The sequence below is a fragment of the Paenibacillus terrae genome, assembly GCF_005217525.1.
In the GTDB taxonomy this organism is placed as follows: Bacteria; Bacillota; Bacilli; order Paenibacillales; family Paenibacillaceae; genus Paenibacillus; species Paenibacillus terrae_C.
The window spans coordinates 165763-182899 of the sequence record NZ_PNXQ01000011.1 but is presented as its reverse complement, the minus strand read 5'-3'; the positions used below and the strand labels follow the sequence as shown (position 1 = coordinate 182899).

General features: G+C 44.7%; 19 protein-coding genes and 3 pseudogenes. 9 read left to right on the top strand and 13 right to left on the bottom strand.

The genetic code is table 11. From position 1 onward, the window contains the following. The coding region (locus C1I60_RS24820) for an NAD(P)/FAD-dependent oxidoreductase (RefSeq protein ID WP_212734456.1) at window positions 1-608 on the top strand (608 nt) is incomplete at its 5' end. Between the two features lie 78 nt (window positions 609-686). Here the strand turns inward: C1I60_RS24820 and C1I60_RS09700 are convergent. Together C1I60_RS09700 and C1I60_RS26425 are read right to left on the bottom strand one after the other, a co-directional pair. After that, entirely contained in the window at window positions 687-1058 is a 372-nt protein-coding gene (locus tag C1I60_RS09700) for a MerR family transcriptional regulator (RefSeq protein WP_137061526.1), read from the bottom strand. A gap of 287 nt (window positions 1059-1345) precedes the next feature. Further along, a pseudogene (locus C1I60_RS26425) lies at window positions 1346-1480 on the bottom strand (transcriptional regulator); the annotation flags it as partial. A 274-nt stretch (window positions 1481-1754) separates the two neighbouring features. Here C1I60_RS26425 and C1I60_RS09695 point away from each other — a divergent pair. The 3 genes from C1I60_RS09695 to C1I60_RS09685 all read left to right on the top strand — a co-directional run bounded on the left by C1I60_RS09695 (window position 1755) and on the right by C1I60_RS09685 (window position 4065). Beyond that, window positions 1755-2219, top strand: coding sequence for an AbrB/MazE/SpoVT family DNA-binding domain-containing protein (locus C1I60_RS09695; RefSeq protein WP_137061525.1), 465 nt, complete (start codon window positions 1755-1757; stop codon window positions 2217-2219). Window positions 2220-2525: 306 nt separating this feature from the next. Next, on the top strand, window positions 2526-2828 hold the full coding sequence (locus C1I60_RS09690) for an ArsR/SmtB family transcription factor (protein ID WP_137061524.1): 303 nt from the start codon (window positions 2526-2528) through the stop codon (window positions 2826-2828). 31 nt (window positions 2829-2859) lie between these two features. Continuing rightward, a complete protein-coding gene (locus C1I60_RS09685) occupies window positions 2860-4065 on the top strand; it encodes an aldehyde dehydrogenase family protein (protein WP_434784385.1) in 1206 nt (401 codons plus the stop codon). A 121-nt stretch (window positions 4066-4186) separates the two neighbouring features. Here the strand turns inward: C1I60_RS09685 and C1I60_RS09680 are convergent, their stop codons facing one another. The 6 genes from C1I60_RS09680 to C1I60_RS09660 all read right to left on the bottom strand — a co-directional run bounded on the left by C1I60_RS09680 (window position 4187) and on the right by C1I60_RS09660 (window position 8323). After that, on the bottom strand, window positions 4187-4615 hold the full coding sequence (locus C1I60_RS09680; protein ID WP_137061523.1) for a universal stress protein: 429 nt from the start codon (window positions 4613-4615) through the stop codon (window positions 4187-4189). Between the two features lie 27 nt (window positions 4616-4642). Further along, window positions 4643-5872, bottom strand: a complete 1230-nt coding sequence (locus C1I60_RS09675; RefSeq protein WP_137061522.1) for an MFS transporter — start codon at window positions 5870-5872, stop codon at window positions 4643-4645. Window positions 5873-5913: 41 nt separating this feature from the next. Further along, entirely contained in the window at window positions 5914-6369 is a 456-nt protein-coding gene (locus C1I60_RS09670) for a MerR family transcriptional regulator (protein ID WP_137061521.1), read from the bottom strand. A 340-nt stretch (window positions 6370-6709) separates the two neighbouring features. After that, window positions 6710-6811 (bottom strand): hypothetical protein, encoded by a 102-nt coding sequence (locus C1I60_RS24815; protein WP_014599460.1) that lies wholly within the window; start codon window positions 6809-6811, stop codon window positions 6710-6712. A gap of 114 nt (window positions 6812-6925) precedes the next feature. Next, window positions 6926-7510, bottom strand: coding sequence for a TetR family transcriptional regulator (locus C1I60_RS09665; protein WP_137061599.1), 585 nt, complete (start codon window positions 7508-7510; stop codon window positions 6926-6928). 201 nt (window positions 7511-7711) lie between these two features. Then, a complete protein-coding gene (locus tag C1I60_RS09660) occupies window positions 7712-8323 on the bottom strand; it encodes a pyridoxamine 5'-phosphate oxidase family protein (protein WP_137061520.1) in 612 nt (203 codons plus the stop codon). A 115-nt stretch (window positions 8324-8438) separates the two neighbouring features. On the opposite strand from C1I60_RS09660, the gene pdxR reads away from it, so the two are divergent. Beyond that, complete coding sequence (gene pdxR / locus C1I60_RS09655; RefSeq protein WP_137061519.1) at window positions 8439-9944, top strand: MocR-like pyridoxine biosynthesis transcription factor PdxR; 1506 nt, start codon at window positions 8439-8441, stop codon at window positions 9942-9944. Window positions 9945-9958: 14 nt separating this feature from the next. Here pdxR and C1I60_RS09650 read toward each other — a convergent pair whose 3' ends face one another. After that, window positions 9959-10564, bottom strand: coding sequence for a pentapeptide repeat-containing protein (locus tag C1I60_RS09650; RefSeq protein WP_137061518.1), 606 nt, complete (start codon window positions 10562-10564; stop codon window positions 9959-9961). A gap of 11 nt (window positions 10565-10575) precedes the next feature. Next, entirely contained in the window at window positions 10576-11214 is a 639-nt protein-coding gene (locus tag C1I60_RS09645) for a pentapeptide repeat-containing protein (RefSeq protein ID WP_137061517.1), read from the bottom strand. Window positions 11215-11409: 195 nt separating this feature from the next. On the opposite strand from C1I60_RS09645, the pseudogene C1I60_RS09640 reads away from it, so the two are divergent. Continuing rightward, window positions 11410-11914: pseudogene (locus C1I60_RS09640) on the top strand (DUF5695 domain-containing protein); the annotation flags it as partial. 241 nt (window positions 11915-12155) lie between these two features. Here C1I60_RS09640 and C1I60_RS09635 read toward each other — a convergent pair. Beyond that, window positions 12156-13202 (bottom strand): hypothetical protein, encoded by a 1047-nt coding sequence (locus C1I60_RS09635; RefSeq protein WP_137061516.1) that lies wholly within the window; start codon window positions 13200-13202, stop codon window positions 12156-12158. A 264-nt stretch (window positions 13203-13466) separates the two neighbouring features. Between C1I60_RS09635 and C1I60_RS09630 the strand changes: the two genes are divergently transcribed. Beyond that, window positions 13467-14840: a helix-turn-helix domain-containing protein gene (locus C1I60_RS09630; RefSeq protein WP_252361652.1), complete on the top strand. Its 1374-nt coding sequence runs from the start codon at window positions 13467-13469 to the stop codon at window positions 14838-14840. A gap of 272 nt (window positions 14841-15112) precedes the next feature. Next, the gene (locus C1I60_RS09625) at window positions 15113-15292 is read left to right on the top strand and encodes an aspartyl-phosphate phosphatase Spo0E family protein (protein WP_137061514.1); all 180 of its coding nucleotides are present in this window, start codon (window positions 15113-15115) and stop codon (window positions 15290-15292) included. A 266-nt stretch (window positions 15293-15558) separates the two neighbouring features. Here C1I60_RS09625 and C1I60_RS26295 read toward each other — a convergent pair whose 3' ends face one another. Further along, complete coding sequence (locus C1I60_RS26295) at window positions 15559-15786, bottom strand: AbrB/MazE/SpoVT family DNA-binding domain-containing protein (protein ID WP_353505565.1); 228 nt, start codon at window positions 15784-15786, stop codon at window positions 15559-15561. Window positions 15787-16012: 226 nt separating this feature from the next. Here C1I60_RS26295 and C1I60_RS09615 point away from each other — a divergent pair, with 226 nt between their 5' ends. After that, window positions 16013-16468, top strand: coding sequence for a hypothetical protein (locus tag C1I60_RS09615; RefSeq protein ID WP_137061512.1), 456 nt, complete (start codon window positions 16013-16015; stop codon window positions 16466-16468). Window positions 16469-16847: 379 nt separating this feature from the next. Here the strand turns inward: C1I60_RS09615 and C1I60_RS24810 are convergent. Beyond that, window positions 16848-17137 (bottom strand): annotated as a pseudogene (locus C1I60_RS24810) (hypothetical protein); the annotation flags it as partial.

Here is a 17137-nt window from a genome sequence, read left to right as displayed (position 1 = left end):
AATTAAAGGATTTAAACGTTGACGTCCGATTGAACACCGAGGTTAACCGGACTACCGTAAAGGAATATGCAGCAGATGTCGTTATCTTTGCTACCGGCTCCTCTCCAAAAACCTTCTCCATCGGCATGTCTACCAAGGTGTATTCGGCAGAAGAGGTTTTGCTTGGGAAAAAAGATCCCGGTGCTTCCACTGTAATTGTCGGGGGCGGGCTTGTGGGATGTGAAACTGCACTCTGGCTTGCTGATCAAGGTAAAAAAGTAACCTTGGTGGAAATGCAAGAAGATATTTTAACCGTAGGCGGACCCCTGTGCCATGCAAATGAAGATATGCTGCGTGACCTTGTTGCATTTAAGGATATCCATCTCCTGACCAACACCAAAATTGTCGATGCCAACGATCAAGAATATGTTCTTAAAAACAAAGATGGTGAAGAAACGATTTTAAAGGCCGATTCAGCGATTCTGGCTGTAGGATATACTCCTCAACAATCGCTTTATGAAGACATCCAAAATGACGTTTCCGAGGCCTACTTAATCGGAGATGCCAAGCAAGTACAAAATATTATGTACGCTGTCTGGGATGCGTATGAGGTTACCAGAAATATATAGTGCCCTGCTCCCTCCGAAGAGCCGTTTGCTTTTTAAGCAAACGGCTTTGGCTTTTTTACCTTTGCAGCAAATGCTTGGTTAAGAGAAGTTTTTCCCCATAACCACATGATCATAGTAAGCGATCTTCTGAATGATTTTCTCCAAATTGTGTTGTGTTTGGGCCATATGTTCTTCTACCTTTTTCTTATGAGCTACGAGAAGATCTCTTCTTTCATGAACGGCGGCTTCGCCTTTCGCATTAAGCTCAAGGTATGCCTTAATCTCTTCAATCGTCATCCCCGTATCTTTCATAGCCATAACAAACCTGATCCAGTCAATTTGTTTTTCCGTATATACTCTTCTCCCGCCTTCATCCCGCCCCACTTCAGGTAATATCCCCTCTTTTTCATAATAACGAAGTGTAGATGCAGGCAGTCCGCTCTTGATTTGAACTTCTCTGATGGAGTACATGGTCATTCCCCTCCTCGTTTTTGTTGTAGTTCTTAAAGTTAGCTTTAACTATAAGTATAGGTTTTCATAGAAAAGAGTGCAAAGTATTGAGAAATATACTAAAAAGAGCGAGTAGCCCACGAAGGTTTCTCGCCCCAGAATCATAGATTGATTGAGTACAAGTGCATGTTCTAATCCGTATTTCGATTGCAGATCGTAGAGCTCCCTTTATGTAAATAGTAATAAGCCAATTCATATCCAAGACGCGCAAATTGCGCTGTGGTCGTCTCCAGTGTTCATTGTAAACAATACACCAGATTGTCCATTAATAAATCGGCCATTTGCTGAATACAGTTCAGCTTGTCCAACTCTGCGCAATTATACAAGAATGGTCTGACCCTCCGCCAGTTAGGCGTGATATATGTATGTATCAAGCTCTGCTCGAATCGTCGTTGTATGGTTCACAATCCCCCCCCTTTGACGTTCATAGGATAAAGTTACGTTACTGCTCTGTGGCACAAATCCGATTACAATCTGCTATTAGACGCAAGCTGTGCTGAAATTATCGTTTTTTCTACAAAAAAGTATACCATTTTATAGAATTTTTTTGTATACTTTTCAATAGTTTACTTAATATATACTATTGCTTCTCTAAGCCTATTCTTTTTTCTCCCCTTTATTTAGTATTATAAGGATATAAAAAAAGGAGGTTATCATTTGAAAAATACAGGTATGACACGTCCCTTAGATTCGTTAGGTCGTATCGTCATTCCCAAAGAGATGCGAATTTCAATGGATTACAAGATGGGTGATCCTGTTGAGATTTTCGCTGATGAGGAAACGGGTACTCTCGCCTTACGAAAATATACCGGGGTGACGTGTAAAATGTGTGGTTCGGCGGAGCAATTGACTTATTTTAGAGACAGCTTTATTTGTGGGGAATGTATTCGTGATTTGAAAAATGGTACGGATTTCAGCCCTATCACCAGGCCGTCCAAATCGACTTTCTCCAGCAGGGAAAGGCCATTGAAGCAATCCAAACGTTTGCGTCGATCAACGCAACAGATGATCGAAAGCCTAAAAGAATTGATGCAAAAACAACCCAATGCAGCACAGCACGAATATGCAAAGATACTTGACGTTTCCCAAGCCCGTATATCCCAGCTCAAAAAAATGCTATAACTACAGCTTGCTATCCTACATAGGTATACTTCACAAATGTCTTCATGTACAGATGCTTTTGAACCATGATACGCAGCATCATAGCTAACCGACAAAAAACAATGGATGTCCAGGGCGAGAATTTAATACTAGGCATAAAGAACTACTGGATGATATTCAGGCGAAATAACCTGTATCCGGTGGTTCTTTGTATCTAGTGTTATTTTGTATGCTATTCTTTTTGCTCGACTTGAATACTCAAATCAAAAAGACTATACTCCTTCCATTAGGTTTAAATGATTAAACATTTAAGGAGATACTATAAATATGGGAAAACAAGCAATCGAGCTGCTTCGAGCATGCATTCCTACTTTTCAGACTTTAAGCGAACCGCACCGTCAGGATATTTTGCTCTTACTTTCAGAGAATGGCAAGATGACCGTCAACGCTATTACGGAGCATTTGGTTTTGTCACGGCCTGCCGTTTCCCACCATTTGAAGCTTCTGAAGAATGCGGGAGTCGTCCAACTGGAACAACGAGGCACGGAGCACCATTATTTTTTAGCCTTGGATCATTCGATACAGCTATTGAAAAACCTAGTCACAACGCTGGAACGGGACTGCCTTTAATAAAAGGCTGAATAGGAGGGATATGTACTTTATGGAGCAGCTAACATCAGAGCAGGTCAGCCACATTTTACAGCAGCATCGTCAATTTTTTCAGAGTGGGCAAACCCGTAGTGTTGAGTTTCGGCTGGAGCAGTTACGGAAGCTGGCCCATGCCATCCAACGTTATGAGCAACCGATTATGACCGCCTTATTTCAGGATTTACGCAAAAATGAATTTGAAGCCTATACCACCGAAATCGGCTTTACTCTGGACAGTATTCGATATATGACAAAGCACCTCAAGAAGTGGATGAAGCCCCAAAGGGTAAAAACACCTATTTATCATCCGCTAACCAAAAGCTATATGTACAAGGAGCCTTACGGAACGGTACTGATTGTCGGGCCGTTTAACTATCCATTTCAATTGTTAATTGAGCCGCTCATTGGTGCCATCGCCGGAGGGAACGGAGTCGTTCTGAAGCCATCCGAAAATACGCCTGCCGTTGCCGCCGTCATCAAGAAGCTGATACATGAAACCTTCGATGAGTCTTATATCCGGGTGATTGAAGGCGAAAAGGAAGTCACTTCCGCGTTGATTAACGCCCCGTTTGATTATATTTTCTTCACAGGAAGCGTGGGGGTTGGCAAAATTGTCATGGAGGCGGCGGCCAAAAATCTGGTACCTGTCACTCTGGAGCTTGGGGGAAAAAGTCCGGTCATTGTAGATCGATCCGCAAAGATCGAAATGGCCGCCAAACGTATTATTTGGGGGAAAATGATGAATACAGGGCAGACCTGCATTGCCCCCGATTATGTGCTTGTGCATAAAGAGGTTAAGCAGGAACTAATGGAGCAGATGAAAGCTGCAATTACAAGCTTTTATGGTCAGGATGCTCAGCAAAGCAGCGATTACGGCCGTATCGTTAATGAGCGCCAGTTTGACCGATTGGCTGCCATGATTGAGCAGGATCGAGAGAATATACGCTTTGGGGGCACAACGATTCGGGAAGACCTCTATATTGAGCCTACCCTTCTGGAGTCCCAATCCTGGTCTGATGCTGCGATGCAGGATGAAATATTCGGTCCGATCCTGCCGATGCTGGAATTTGAACAGTTGGAAGAGGCCATCCAGACGGTAATGGATCATCCGAAGCCACTGGCACTGTATTTATTTACAGAAGATAAACAGGTTGAACATGAAGATGAAGAAAAACTCCAAGATCAACAACAAGCTTCTATTCCCGCCTTACGGAGATAAACTCAAGTGGGTTCGAAAAGTTTTGCGCTGAATATCCTTACTAAAAAAGCCCGGCTGATCTGGGGAGGTTATACGCATCATGCGTATCTCCTTCCCTTTTCAGACAGGCTTTTTTTACCGCTTATTTTACCGTCAGCACAGGGCAGGGCGCATGCTGGATCACATGATGGCTGACGCTTCCCAGGATCATTTCGGAAACCAGCCCTTTGCCCCGTGTTCCCATAATAATCAGATCCACCTGCTCCTGCTCTGCACTTTTGCAAATAACACTCGCCGGGTCACCATGACCCACCAGCACGCGGTAAGAAATACCCTCGTCCTTCAAATAATCAGATGCTGGCTCCAATATATGACGTCCTTCCTCCTCAATTCGCTCATCCACATCCACCCCAATCGGAGGTTCATTCATGGATAAAGCCGGATTCACATGCAATACGGTCAGACGCGGTCCACCCTGAAGCTGTTTAGACAGCGCTTTGGCTGTCTCCAACGCCTTCATAGCCTGTTCCGAACCATCGATCGCGACCAGAATATGTTGGTATTCGCTCATACTCTTTTCCCCCTCAGAAGTTCATTCTTAGTGAGCATCAATCTGTATATCCTGCATATGTCGACGACGTACGATCAGCACCACTACACCCAGCAGTACCATCAATGCGCCAAAATAAAATGGAGTTTCCGCCGTATACCACTCGGACAGCTTTCCTGCAAGCCACGGTGAGATCGCCCCACCCAAAAAGCGCATAAAGCTGTAGGCCGCAGATGCTGTGGAGCGCTCCACCGGAGCAGCCTGCATCACAGCCGTGGTGATCAATGTATTGTTAATCCCCAGAAAAATACCAGCCAAGATGACCGCCACAATGACAATCGTCGGTGAGCCTGCGACCGTCCCTATCGCCATGACGCCTAAATCAATGGCAAACAGCGTTAGCATGACACTAATGGAAGATACCACGCTAAAGCGAGCTTGAATCTTCGGTGCTACAAACACCGAGGTAAAGGCAAGCATAATTCCCCAGCCGAAAAAGACATAGCCCAAACCATGCTCGTCCAGATGCATCACATATGGAGAATACGCCATCAGTGTAAAAAATCCGAAGTTATACAACAAAGCTACAACGCCCAGCGTTAGCAAGGCAGGATAAGTGAGTGCTTTGAACGGATCAGCAATCGAGCCGCGCTTTTTAGGCTTTGGAATCGTAGGCAGCATAAATGTAATGAACAAAAATCCCACAACCATCAATGCAGCTACACCGAAGAACGGACCGCGCCAAGAAATGGAGCCTAACTCACCGCCAAGCAGCGGGCCGACCGAAATCCCGAGACCCAGGGCCGCCTCATACAAAATAATCGCTTTGGCCGTTCCCGAAGTGGACAGACCGACAATTGCGGATAGCGCCGTAGCAATAAACAGGGCATTCCCCAGACCCCAGCCTGCCCGGTAGCCCACAATCCCGCCAACCGTATCGGCTGTACCGCCCAACCCGGCAAACACAATAATGAGCAATATTCCGGTCAGCAGCGTCCATTTGACACCCAATCGGCTGGACACTACGCCCGTAATGAGCATAGCCACGCCTGTCACCAGATTATAGCTGGTGAACAACAGTGACACCTGACTCTTGGTGGCATGAAGCTGATCGGCGATTGCCGGGAGGATAGGATCGACTAATCCCAGTCCCATAAATGAAATAACACAGGCAAAAGCAACCGCCCATACCGCCTTGGGCTGAGAGAGCAAGCCTGCCTGTTTTTTTAACTCATCAGGTAACTTTAACTCCTCAGGTAATGCGTGTTGTGAACTCATAATATGATGTAACCTCCAAATCTAAATGTAGAATGCTCCTCTTATGACGGGGCGCTGCCAAGTTCCTTATCTAGCAGAATTTTTCGCTCACGAACCCTGACCCGCAATTCCTCCAGCTCGGTCTGGAGCATACGGATGCTGTTGATTTTTCCCTCCATCAACTCCAACTGTTCGTTCAGTGCTGCTTCCATATCCTCCAACATCTCCCGGCGCTCAGCAGGAAGCAGGTTATCCGTTCGCTCACGGTATTCCTCCCGCTGGCCCTTTAGTATTTCCGCTGCGGATATGTAACGCTGAAGCTCTTGCAAGGAGAAGCCAAGCACCTCCTTGGCACTCACTATTTTTTTTAGTAAATCCACATCCTCCTGCGTATACAGCCGCATATTCCCTTCGCTGCGCTGCGGGGAGGGCAACAGACCGATTTCCTCATAATAACGAATGGTTCGCTTGGTCAAACCGCATTGCTTGGCAACCTCGTCAATTTTATACGTAAGCATGACACCCTCCTTATGAAAAAGTTTATATATAAACACTACACCTATATAACGTTAACGTCAACGTTAACTTCAAAAAAAAGAAACCGCCCCTATTGGAGACGGTTCCTGTTCCGGCTTGCATTACCATAGGGCCGAAGCATCGGCGCTCAAGCCCATGATATAGAATTTAGATGAAAATAGTGCGAGTAATGATAACCAGCAATATGAAGAGTACCAGAATCACACCAGTGGAAGTCCAAACACCGTAGCCGCAACCTCTTTCTACTTCACCCATTTCAACTTCCTCCTCCCTTCGTTGATTACAAACAAATCGCTCGAATGCTGATTGTTTAGCAACGAATTAGATCACGAATGCTTTAGAAATGATAACGAGCAAAATGAAAAGTACCAGAATCGCTCCTGTAGATGTGAAAGCTCCATAACCAGCGCCTACTCCAGACATGCTGATTCCTCCCTTCATGGTTTACAAAAGCATCTTATGCGTATGATGCCAGCCATGATAGGTACAGATGCCGCTCCTCACGCCCAAATGTAGGTCTTTTAAGCATTGGCTCCCCTATCCTTCATGTGTCAGCAAGCCGTGATAGAGCAGGTTTCGTGTCTGCTTGGCAAGTACGGATGGACTTTCGCGTCCAGTCAGTAATTGGGTTAACGTCAACCGTTCAATCAAGCCAACGACGCATTCCGCAGTCAGCTCCGGGTCCAACTCCTCACGGTAAGAGCCACGACGTTGTGCAGCAAGTAGATTTTTTTTAATATGACCTGCCATTTCTGCCTTGATACGCACCGAGTCTGCCGCTTGGTAAAATCCGACACGGGTTATCGCCGGATTATTGGATAACATACGAAATACGGATTCCAGAAACACTTGTCCCCGGCTCAAAATTTCAGCTTGGCTTTGCTCCGGCTCCACCTCCATACATTGGACCGTCTCATTCACCAACAAACGGAAGCTCTCGACAAGCTCCTCATACATCTGTTCCTTACTCTCAAAATGAATATAAAAATCCGGCTGCGTCAATCCTGCACGCGCCGCAATCGAGCTTACCTTTGTCTGATAAAAACCGGTCTGAGCGAACTCCTCAGCCCCTGCCTCCAGTAACAACCGTCGACCTTCCCGACTTCTGATTCCTGTTCTCATCACGATTTTGCCCCCTTACTACACAAATCTATCGTATTATAAAGTCCCTTTGCAGTAAGAACAACGGGCTTGAGGATGATATACGCCTGTCCTTCAAAAGACCTAATACAGAAGAAATGAAGGTTTTGAAATCTAAGGGCATCTTCCTCAAGGTATAATTAACCAATTAGACCGTGAGTGAGCAGGAATAATTACACTGGATTAGTGGTGAGGACAATATTTGCGCATCATTTCAATGGTTGCCAGATCATCATCCAGCCCACGGTTTTGCAAACCGTCGATAATCTGTTGACGTTCCTGATCTTTAACGTTCTGCCCGAATTTGAATTTGGCAGTCCACTCATCCGGTACAATCTTGATCAGCGCGACCCCTTTCAGACGTGAAGCATACCGGGGATCGCTGGCATCAATAGCATCATAGCCGCCTTCCGGTTGCAGCTTACTCATAAAAATGGAAAATGCCGACGCCTTTTCTTCCAGCTCCACTACCTGCTCCGCATGACCACGCACGGTAATACTTTTAAAAAATGAAGTCGCCGGACATGCCATATGTTCATCCGTAAAATAAGACGGAATGAGTGCATACTCTTTGGCAGCGGAAAAAGTGACCCGGTTGTCATCCTTCATCCGTTCCATCTTCTCTCCGACACGACTGCCATGAATATAAAAAACACCGTTTCCATAAGCAAAATTCAAGGGTACAACACGAGGGAACCCGTCCTCGCTATTCATGCCCAGAAATCCGAAGCTGACCTCGCTCAGAAATTGCTCAATTTCCTCTTCTTCTGCCACCGTAAATTCTTTTCTTCTCATGGCTCATGCTCCTTTCGTCTATTGACCAGCGATACATTTCAGATTATGTTGAAAATGGATCAATGAATAGATCCAATATGATTGAAAATGAGTAGTCCAATGGAAGGAGAAGGTTATGGATATTACGATTGCTTATCAGCGTGCTATTCAAATGTATCATCATAAATACTTGGCATTGTATCATGCCCTTCGGGAAGGAATTCTGAACGGTTCACTTGCCAGCGATACGCGCCTGCCTTCCAGTCGTGATCTGGCTGTGATGTATGGAATTTCGCGGGGCAGTGTTGCAGAAGCCTACGATATGCTGTTGGCAGAAGGATATGTGAAAACGGCGGTAGGCAGAGGTACCTTTGTCATTGAGCAGACAGCGATGCTACCTACCAAATCACCGATCGACAAGCAGAGCCAGCAAGCGCCTTCTGTAAAACAAACAACCCCAGCTCTGTCAGCATGGGGACAACGGATTATACAGATGGAAAGAGAGCCACAGCCTTCTCCTGCTTCTGCTGTGAATGAAGATGAGGCTCAACAACCCCTGATTTCTTTTCAGGCAGGAGAAGTGGTGTTGGAAGGCAGTTCACTGACCGCATGGAAAAGCACAATGGCTACCGCTGGCAAAGACCTGCAAAAGCTTTCATCTGCCTTGATGACAGCACCTGTGAATGGTGATGTATGGTTGCGCGAAGCAATTTGTCAGCATGTTGGAAGAACACGGGGAATTACGGCCCACCCGGATCAAGTTGTATTATGCAGTGGTTCCATGGAAGTGATCACATTATTATGCCAATTGCTTATTAATGAGCAAGATCCAATTGTACTGGAAAATCCCTGTTACCCCGGTATCCACCGTGCGGTTACTGCATCGGGCGGACAAGTACAAGCCGCTGAGCTGGATCAACAAGGAATTATTCCGCAGGATTGGGATTCCAGATTACTGTTTGTTACACCGGGACGACAGTTTCCAACCGGAGCTGTATTGCCATTAGCACGACGTCAACACATTTTGCAGTGGGCGGTATCCAGAGGCGCGTGGATTATCGAAGATGATTATGACAGCGAATTCCGTTGGGCAGGACGACCGATTGAACCGCTGAAAGCACTGGATCGCAGGGATTGTGTAATCTATGTCAGTTCCTTTTCCAAAAGCATGTTCAGTAATCTTCGATTGGGCTACGCTATTCTGCCCGCTGCACTGGCCCAAGCGCTGACAGCCGCCAAACGGTTATATGCCCCGCTGCCTGCTGCCCGTCTGGAGCAACGCGCACTGGCACGCTTTATGATGCGCGGAGACTATGTTCGCCATCTTCGCCGGATGACCCGGATGTACAGATCACGTTACGACGTGTTCCAGCGTGAAATGCAGCAGTTGAGTGGACTTTTTCACTGGCATCAGACCGATTGCGGCCTGCATGCCTACGCCATCTGGAAGCATGAGCCTGCACAGTATCACCATTTGATGCAGGCAGCACGGTCTTTTGGAGTCACATGGCGTGATGCAGCCGATTACCAACTAACACCAGGCCCCCCATCCGCCTGTTTTATTTTTGCCCATTTAACGGAGTACCAAATCATTGAAGGTATTAACCGCCTGCGCCAGACCTGGGATAGGATCAAAGAATGAGTGGAACCTCCGCCTCAATCGACCTTCGCACCATACGAGCGCAAGAACGATAGAGCTTGATCCCGATCCATCCGTGCACCTTTGACAACAAATGCTTTAAAATCGACTCCATCCATATTAGCACCACGTAAATCGGCTCCCTGTAGCTTGGCATGAGCTAAAATAGCTCTGGTCAGATCGCAATCTCTGAGGTCTGCCTTCTGCAGATTGGCATCTGAGAGATCCGCTTCATAAAAGCGTACTCCTCTCAAATCCTGCTTTTCCAGCCGGGCCTGCCGCAAATTGGTATACGACCAATCCCCCTGAACGAGCGTAATACCATCTATTTTTGCTTTCGAAAAGTCTGACCCCGTCATTTTACAATTGCTGAATTTGGAGACGAACAGGTTGGCTTCAATAAAGCTACAATTTATAAAAGCCGATTCAGTATGAATGGAACCGTTCAACAACGCCCCTTGAAAATCACATTCGATAAAACGACATTCGCTGGTCATGATTTCCTCCAGCGAACCGTTCGTAAACGTACAACGTTCAAAGGTGCACCGAATAAGTTCACCCTCCCTTAAATCTTTCCCGCTATAATCAATGCCCTCATATTGCTGCTCCTGATACTGAAACATAATGATCCCCCTTATTTAATCACTAGCCCTAACAAACCTACAAAAGACGAGGCTTGATGCGGAGAGATTATGCATCCATCCAGGTCTTCGATATCCACTTGTAGTCCATCGAATTCGCAATCGCTCAGATCAACCCCCTTTAGCCTGGACCCTGACAGCATGGCCTGATCCATATTGCAACGGGTAAAAAAGATTTTTTGTAGCGTCATGTGATAAAGGTCCGCGCTAATCAAGGAGCAATCCTCAAAACCAACCTGTTTCAAATTGGCAAAGCGAAACAGCGAATAATCTCCTAAGCAATCCACAAAACGAACATTTTGGAGTCTGCTTCTGGAGAAGTCTGTTCCGAGCAGCTTGCAATTTCTGAACTCAACCCGGTGAATAAAGGAACCCGAAAAGTTAATATTGGACAGGTCGCATTTATCGAAAATAACATCTGTCCATTCACTTTCCGGCAATGACGATTCCATAATCGTAACATTTTTAAAAATCATCTTCTCAAATGAAACCCTGGTAGCTTCTACATTATCCATAGTCATATCCTCTACAGAGCCCATGTTAAACTCATCCTTGGACCGTAAGGAGTACATTTCATCGGTTAATACAGGTAAGTCTGAAGGAATTTTCGGCAACTCTATCTTAATTTCCATAGCGATCTCCACCTTCTGAATGCTTATTCCGGCATATGTCCAGTTTATATGATGATGCGACGCAGTAACAATGGCTTTATACACGTACCTGTAAAATGAAAAAAGCCGCGCTACCCAGCGAGTCACCAGATTTCGAATCTGTCATCTATGCACCGGAATATATGAATCTATTTTCTATCCATCTCCACACATAGCATGGCAGTACAGCTATCGAATAATGTATTCTCCATCTCGGTCGGAGATTACGGGGATATCTCTTCCTTACGTCTGGTAGGAGACACATTCAATACGAACTATGTCATGAACAGCTCCAACGCACCCAAACAAAATACGGCAGATCATCAATGGCTTGGTGAACTCATTGTTTACCTACCGTCTTGGTAACGGGGCGTGGACTCGGGCTTCGCTGGTTAAAGATTACCTGCATTGCCAGATGAAAGTAACGAACACTTCCTATCAAATGCTGGAAATCGGAGATTGGGGACTGCCGCTGCCGTTTAACGAGATTGGTCTGGCGGCATCGGGCCTTATCTACTGCTTGTCCCTGATTCCTCTACAGGCGCAGGTCTTGAATATCAGGACCTGCGGAGAGTCGAGGAGCACCAACCGTGGCTATCTTTCCAACACCAGTCTGTCGCTGGCTCCAGGCGAAAGCAAAACGTATGCCTTTAAATTTTACAAGGTAGCCAGCTCGTATGCCGAAGGGACAGATTAAACGGATGTAATTATTTTATGCCATTAACTGTTTAACTTGTGAATGATTTGTGCCGTGAATGATTTGCATCGTGAATCATTCACGCTATATAAGCCGATCTTAAAGGTTACCAATATTGCCACTGCGCAGATGGATGGTGCTTCCGAAGCTAGCCTTCCTATGGAAAGCTTTTAAAGCGACCGCTTCACCGGGGTGATTAGCGGCAGCTTTTCCATCTGTAGGGCGTTTAACTCCGTTTAATCCGTGTTGTTCTTGGCTGTAAGCGTGCCAATTCCTTGCTGGTGAGCTGTCTTGTATAAGAGCGTGGGGATGATCCTGTATCTACTCTGCGCACCTGGCCTGCCCCGACGGGGCGGGCTACCCGTGTGTTAAACGCCTGCATGAACCACTGCACCGGGAAGGCAATGGACATACAACCATCTGCCGTGCCTGCAAAATTGACCGCAGCCGCATAATTATCCGACTGTCTGAGCCAGACAGAGCCGGAATCCCCGGGCAGCGATACAGGGGTGGTGCCTCTAATAACAGTCTGATCCTGGAAGGTCAGCAGCCCCAAGCTTCCGCCGTAATTAATTTGTAGATCCGTATAGACGGACTCTACTGTACCGTTCACCAATCCGGTCGTGCGGCCCACCTTTTTGAATTTTTCTCCCACACGATAAGCGGTCACATGCCCCGGAACAACTCCTACCGTAGCGTAGCGCGGACTGAGCAAGCTGTTGCGGGTCGGCAAGGAAAGCGCCGCATCAATGAAATTGGTTCCCTTTGGGTTCAGGCGTATATACCGATATAAACGCCCTATACGATCTCGGGTAGCCGTCCCCCCATCGGCTCCGCCTGGCTGAAGCGAGGCCTCCCGATTGTCTGTATTGGACGGGTTGAGTACATGGTTATTGCTGAAAAGATAACGTGTAGCCGGCGCTCCAGTTGGGGCAACGATGAGTCCGGTTGTACCGGAGCCTTCAATCGTCCCGACACTGTAGCCGGCGATGACCGGGCGTATACGCGTCATGTAGTCCGCAGCATGGGCTTTCATCTTTCCAGACCTTACAATCCGGACAGGAACTCTCGTTTGCTTGCCTAGTGCAGTAGCCGTCAGAAGTCCTGTAGAGGCTGTGGCCAGCCGATCTGTATACACAATGACAGCGGCCCCTCTTTTGGGACGAGCAGGGTCCCTATACCCAACGCCGATGCCGTGGACACCGGACATTTTTAAGACTTGCTTGGCCATCCGCTTTTTCACTTGAAGGGCGGCCGAGAAGGTAGCCAACATAATCATCCCCTTTTACATTCAGATGAAATATTGTATGGCTAAGGCCGCTCCGTGTTCCATTTGATCTTACGATCGCTGTTGCAGCGGGATTCTTATGATTAGGTAAAGCATTAAAGGTAAGAATCCCGTATTGAAATGTATATGAAAACATCCCAAAAGATGGTATACTCATTTCCGAAATTGACATTTTATCATTTGATTCTGATGTTTCTATTTTAAATAGGTTGATATCCTAATAAGTTTCCTTTAAAGGGGTGGTTTATTTTGTCCCATACAACCACGATACTCGCAGAATTGATGAAGTACATGACCGAACATGATTTAAACATTAGCGATCTGGCTAGAAAAGCAAAGATGAATCCCGGCACAGTTAGCAGCCTCGTTAATGGAAACCGTAAGTTCTCAGTCTATCAGCTAGACCGAATTACAGAAGCGATGGGGCATCCCGTTGGTTATTATTATGAACGTTATATCCCCGAATGTTTGGCTGATGCTAGTCCCAACTGGCGTAGAATGAGTCCGTTTTTGGAAAATTGTGCAAAATTGAACAAGTTGGATTGCATTCAGCAAGTCGTGAATATGCTATTGGATAAGTTGGGCTATGCCGATCCTTTATTCCAACTTGCCGAGCAGCTTTTCCAAGAAAAACTGTATGAAGCAGCGGCCATACTTTATGAGAATGTTGCTCTAAGTGAAAATAAGCAGCATTCGGAGCGCTTGGCTATATGTCAGTACCGCCTGTTTCAGAGCAGGCAAGGAGATGACCAAGAGAGAAGTTATGAAGCTGCTGTACAGTTTGAGACTTATGTTAATCGTCTTGATGAAATTGACCAGTTAGATGCGTTGAGAGATTTAGTGAATACATATCGCTCATTGCGTAAGTGGAAAAAAGTCAACAAATTCGCTAAAATTTTGGGTGATTTGGCTGAGATCCAATATAAACTAGGACTCCAGCAGCAAAATGCACAGAAAGAAAATACAAAGAAACCGTTTTACCCTCTATTTGCTTACTGGTCATTTTCACATTTAGTTCGGGCTGAAGTTTTTGATGCTAATAAAGATTATAAGACAGCGCTCCAGCATATCCAAAAATATGCCGATTTAAGCTGGGTGGAAGAACGCGATGAAACGACACTAAAATGGAAAAATCAATTTAAAGAGTGGGCAAGTGCTAATACCTATGTGAATAAGCTTATGTCTGGCGACGTAAGCGTACTCCCTGATTATGTTGCTTATTTCTCTTCGAACAAAGAAGAGATACTTCCCGGATTAGATAACATAATTGAAGCAGCTAATCGATATAATTTAAATGTAGATGTGGTACTCCAGCAATTTGAAAACGAAATTTTATCTCTTCTGGAGGTACAAAGAAATGTTGGTGTGTACAACCAACATTTCATGCAAGAACGCTTTACACATTTTTCGAAGGAATTGGCTGTTTACTATTTGCATAAGGGGATGTTTTCAGATGGTTTTAGATTTTTATTAAGCTGTCTGGAAAAATCTACTGTAATTAATAATAAGTCATATATACTTGAATGTGTGAGACTGTTTGAGTCTTTTAGAGAGAATGCTTCATCTGAGACAACGGCAGCCTACCAAAAACTGATAAGTGAGGTGGACGCACATGAAGAGTAAAATGGCTTTGATCTTATTGATGACTAGCTTTCTATTATTGACGGTAATTATCCCCCCTTTCCCATATCAAGGAAATGGAAATAATTATGAGCCGGCAGGACACCACGGAGGACTCTGAAGAACCTTTAGTATTAAATAAATATTTTATTTCAAGACCTGCTTATAGGAGCAGGTCTTTTTTTGATTTAAACAAAAAAATATACCAAACTATTATTTTTTGTAAGTTCATACATACTTCCCTAAACTGAAAATATGAAAAGGAGGGATATATTATGATAAGAGACGACATTTTGCGTCAACGGTTGGAGGAAGATCGGCAAAAACTCTATGATTTGCAAGCAAAATACGGATTCGATCACGCCAGTGTACTAAAACAATCTATGATCCTGGACGAACTCATAAATCAATATAACCGTCATTTTTATGTAAGAGAAAAAAATCCGATTGCTTAAATATAACCGATTGGGCGGGAAACTTGTGATTAGGCCGCTCATCCAGTTATTTTAACACTTAGTCTTACTTAAGGAGATCTATTTCAGCCGTCTTACTTTTAAGGAAAGAGACATAAGTTGGTGAGATCTTCAATAGCTGCGCGTAGGTTTTCATGGAAGCACCGGGATATTGTTTCATGAGGCTTAGCAGGAGCTTAACCATTTGTGCATCGGTTAAATTTTTAATATCTTCTGATGTAGAAAGTAGCTGACTTTCAGCGATTGGGTTACCCTTTGAGGCCATTTGCACAATAGATACATACATAAGATTTTTTGAAGCGAATGAGTTGTTTGTTTCCCCCGCATAGGAGACATGATTCACTTTCTGATCTACGCATAACAATAGCGCTTTCAGTTATGAAAAACTCCATTTCTGTATTCTTGTTGATACCCAGTCGATTTCTTATTTCCACTGGGATTACAATTCTCCCTAGGCTATCTAAATTTCTTTTCATTGCCGCGTCATTCAAAGTATACACCCCTCCAAGACATATAATCCTTATTTTCATAAATATAGAAATACATGCCTTGAGTGAGAGAAATTTTATAAACGAAAGGATAAATGTGGTTATATAATGCTTTAGCATCATTTTACATTTTTTTCAATAAAAATATACAAATGATACCTTATATATGTTACTGTTGTGTGGTAATACAAAAAATAGAAATGGACGTGTTAGTATGTTAACATTGAAAAATACAGCAGTAATTCTTACGGGTGTCTTAGCTCTTACGGCAGTAGCTCCACTGGCAGCCTCTGCTGCTCCTACTTCGGGAATCAAAGTATCGAAGGATGGTGGAGATATAGTTATCCAACAAACTGGTCAAGAGGTACATGAGGTTCTTGGTGGGACAAGTCCGACGATGGACTTAACTGTTGAAAAAGGTTATGGACATGTAAAGATTAAAGTGAAGAATGAAGGAACATCAAATCTCACTTGGAGCTTGCAGGGTAACGGGAGAGAATATATCTATAAGACGGTTGGCAAAGGAGACACATTAACGTGGACTAGTCTTAATTCATTCCCTAATGGGATGCCTTCAGGGGAATACGTAATTCAATTCAGAGCCAACGGTAACAAAGTTGAAGGCGAAGCTTGGGGTACTACTGGTCAGCACCCATCAGACATTAACTAACCATTGGAGGTTCTGAATTGAATAAGAAGAAAGTATGGAAGATTGTAGGGTACTCTGTTTTGGGAATTGTTTTAATCTACATTTTCTTGGTTATTGTAGGGATTTCCCAATTTGTTACTAACGTAACACCATAGGACTTGACTTTATGCTTTTTCGTATTTACAGTTGAATTATTGTAGGCCCTATCACAGCGGTCAAACATAAAAGACTTCCTTAATTATAGGAGGTCTTTTGTGTTAGCGGTAGAAGTAGCTAGACAACAACTGTATGACCTCCAAAATAAACATGGCTTTGGTCACGCTAGTGTACTCAAACAATCCATGGTTCTGGGCGAGAAACTTGTGATGAGGTCGCTCGCCCATTTATTGAACACTTAGTCTTACTTAGGGGGATCTAATTCAGTCGTCTTACTTTTAAGGGAAGAGACATACGTTGGTGAAATCTTCAATAGCTGCGCATAGGTTTTCATGGAAGCACCGGGATATTGTTTCATGAGGACTAACAGGAGCTTAATCGGTTGTGCATCAGATACATTTTGAATGTCTTCTGATGTAGAGGGTAGCTGATTTTTTGGGATTGGGTACCCTTTGAGGCCATTTGCGCAGTAGATACATACATAAGATTTTTTGAAGCGAATGAGTTGTTTGTTTCCCCCGCATAGGAGACATG

What these genes read in the sequence shown, in the direction of transcription:
- C1I60_RS09645 (WP_137061517.1), bottom strand. Translation starts at nt 11,214, where the DNA reads ATGGAAATTAAGATAGAGTTGCCGAAAATTCCTTCAGACTTACCTGTA.
- C1I60_RS26295 (WP_353505565.1), bottom strand. Translation starts at nt 15,786, where the DNA reads ATGAAAAGAAATTTAGATAGCCTAGGGAGAATTGTAATCCCAGTGGAA.
- C1I60_RS09615 (WP_137061512.1), top strand. Translation starts at nt 16,013, where the DNA reads ATGTTAACATTGAAAAATACAGCAGTAATTCTTACGGGTGTCTTAGCT.
- C1I60_RS09625 (WP_137061514.1), top strand. Translation starts at nt 15,113, where the DNA reads ATGATAAGAGACGACATTTTGCGTCAACGGTTGGAGGAAGATCGGCAA.
- C1I60_RS09685 (WP_434784385.1), top strand. Translation starts at nt 2,860, where the DNA reads ATGGAGCAGCTAACATCAGAGCAGGTCAGCCACATTTTACAGCAGCAT.
- C1I60_RS09690 (WP_137061524.1), top strand. Translation starts at nt 2,526, where the DNA reads ATGGGAAAACAAGCAATCGAGCTGCTTCGAGCATGCATTCCTACTTTT.
- C1I60_RS09665 (WP_137061599.1), bottom strand. Translation starts at nt 7,510, where the DNA reads ATGAGAACAGGAATCAGAAGTCGGGAAGGTCGACGGTTGTTACTGGAG.
- C1I60_RS09670 (WP_137061521.1), bottom strand. Translation starts at nt 6,369, where the DNA reads ATGCTTACGTATAAAATTGACGAGGTTGCCAAGCAATGCGGTTTGACC.
- C1I60_RS09635 (WP_137061516.1), bottom strand. Translation starts at nt 13,202, where the DNA reads ATGTTGGCTACCTTCTCGGCCGCCCTTCAAGTGAAAAAGCGGATGGCC.
- C1I60_RS09660 (WP_137061520.1), bottom strand. Translation starts at nt 8,323, where the DNA reads ATGAGAAGAAAAGAATTTACGGTGGCAGAAGAAGAGGAAATTGAGCAA.
- pdxR (WP_137061519.1), top strand. Translation starts at nt 8,439, where the DNA reads ATGGATATTACGATTGCTTATCAGCGTGCTATTCAAATGTATCATCAT.
- C1I60_RS09700 (WP_137061526.1), bottom strand. Translation starts at nt 1,058, where the DNA reads ATGTACTCCATCAGAGAAGTTCAAATCAAGAGCGGACTGCCTGCATCT.
- C1I60_RS09680 (WP_137061523.1), bottom strand. Translation starts at nt 4,615, where the DNA reads ATGAGCGAATACCAACATATTCTGGTCGCGATCGATGGTTCGGAACAG.
- C1I60_RS09675 (WP_137061522.1), bottom strand. Translation starts at nt 5,872, where the DNA reads ATGAGTTCACAACACGCATTACCTGAGGAGTTAAAGTTACCTGATGAG.
- C1I60_RS24815 (WP_014599460.1), bottom strand. Translation starts at nt 6,811, where the DNA reads ATGTCTGGAGTAGGCGCTGGTTATGGAGCTTTCACATCTACAGGAGCG.
- C1I60_RS09650 (WP_137061518.1), bottom strand. Translation starts at nt 10,564, where the DNA reads ATGTTTCAGTATCAGGAGCAGCAATATGAGGGCATTGATTATAGCGGG.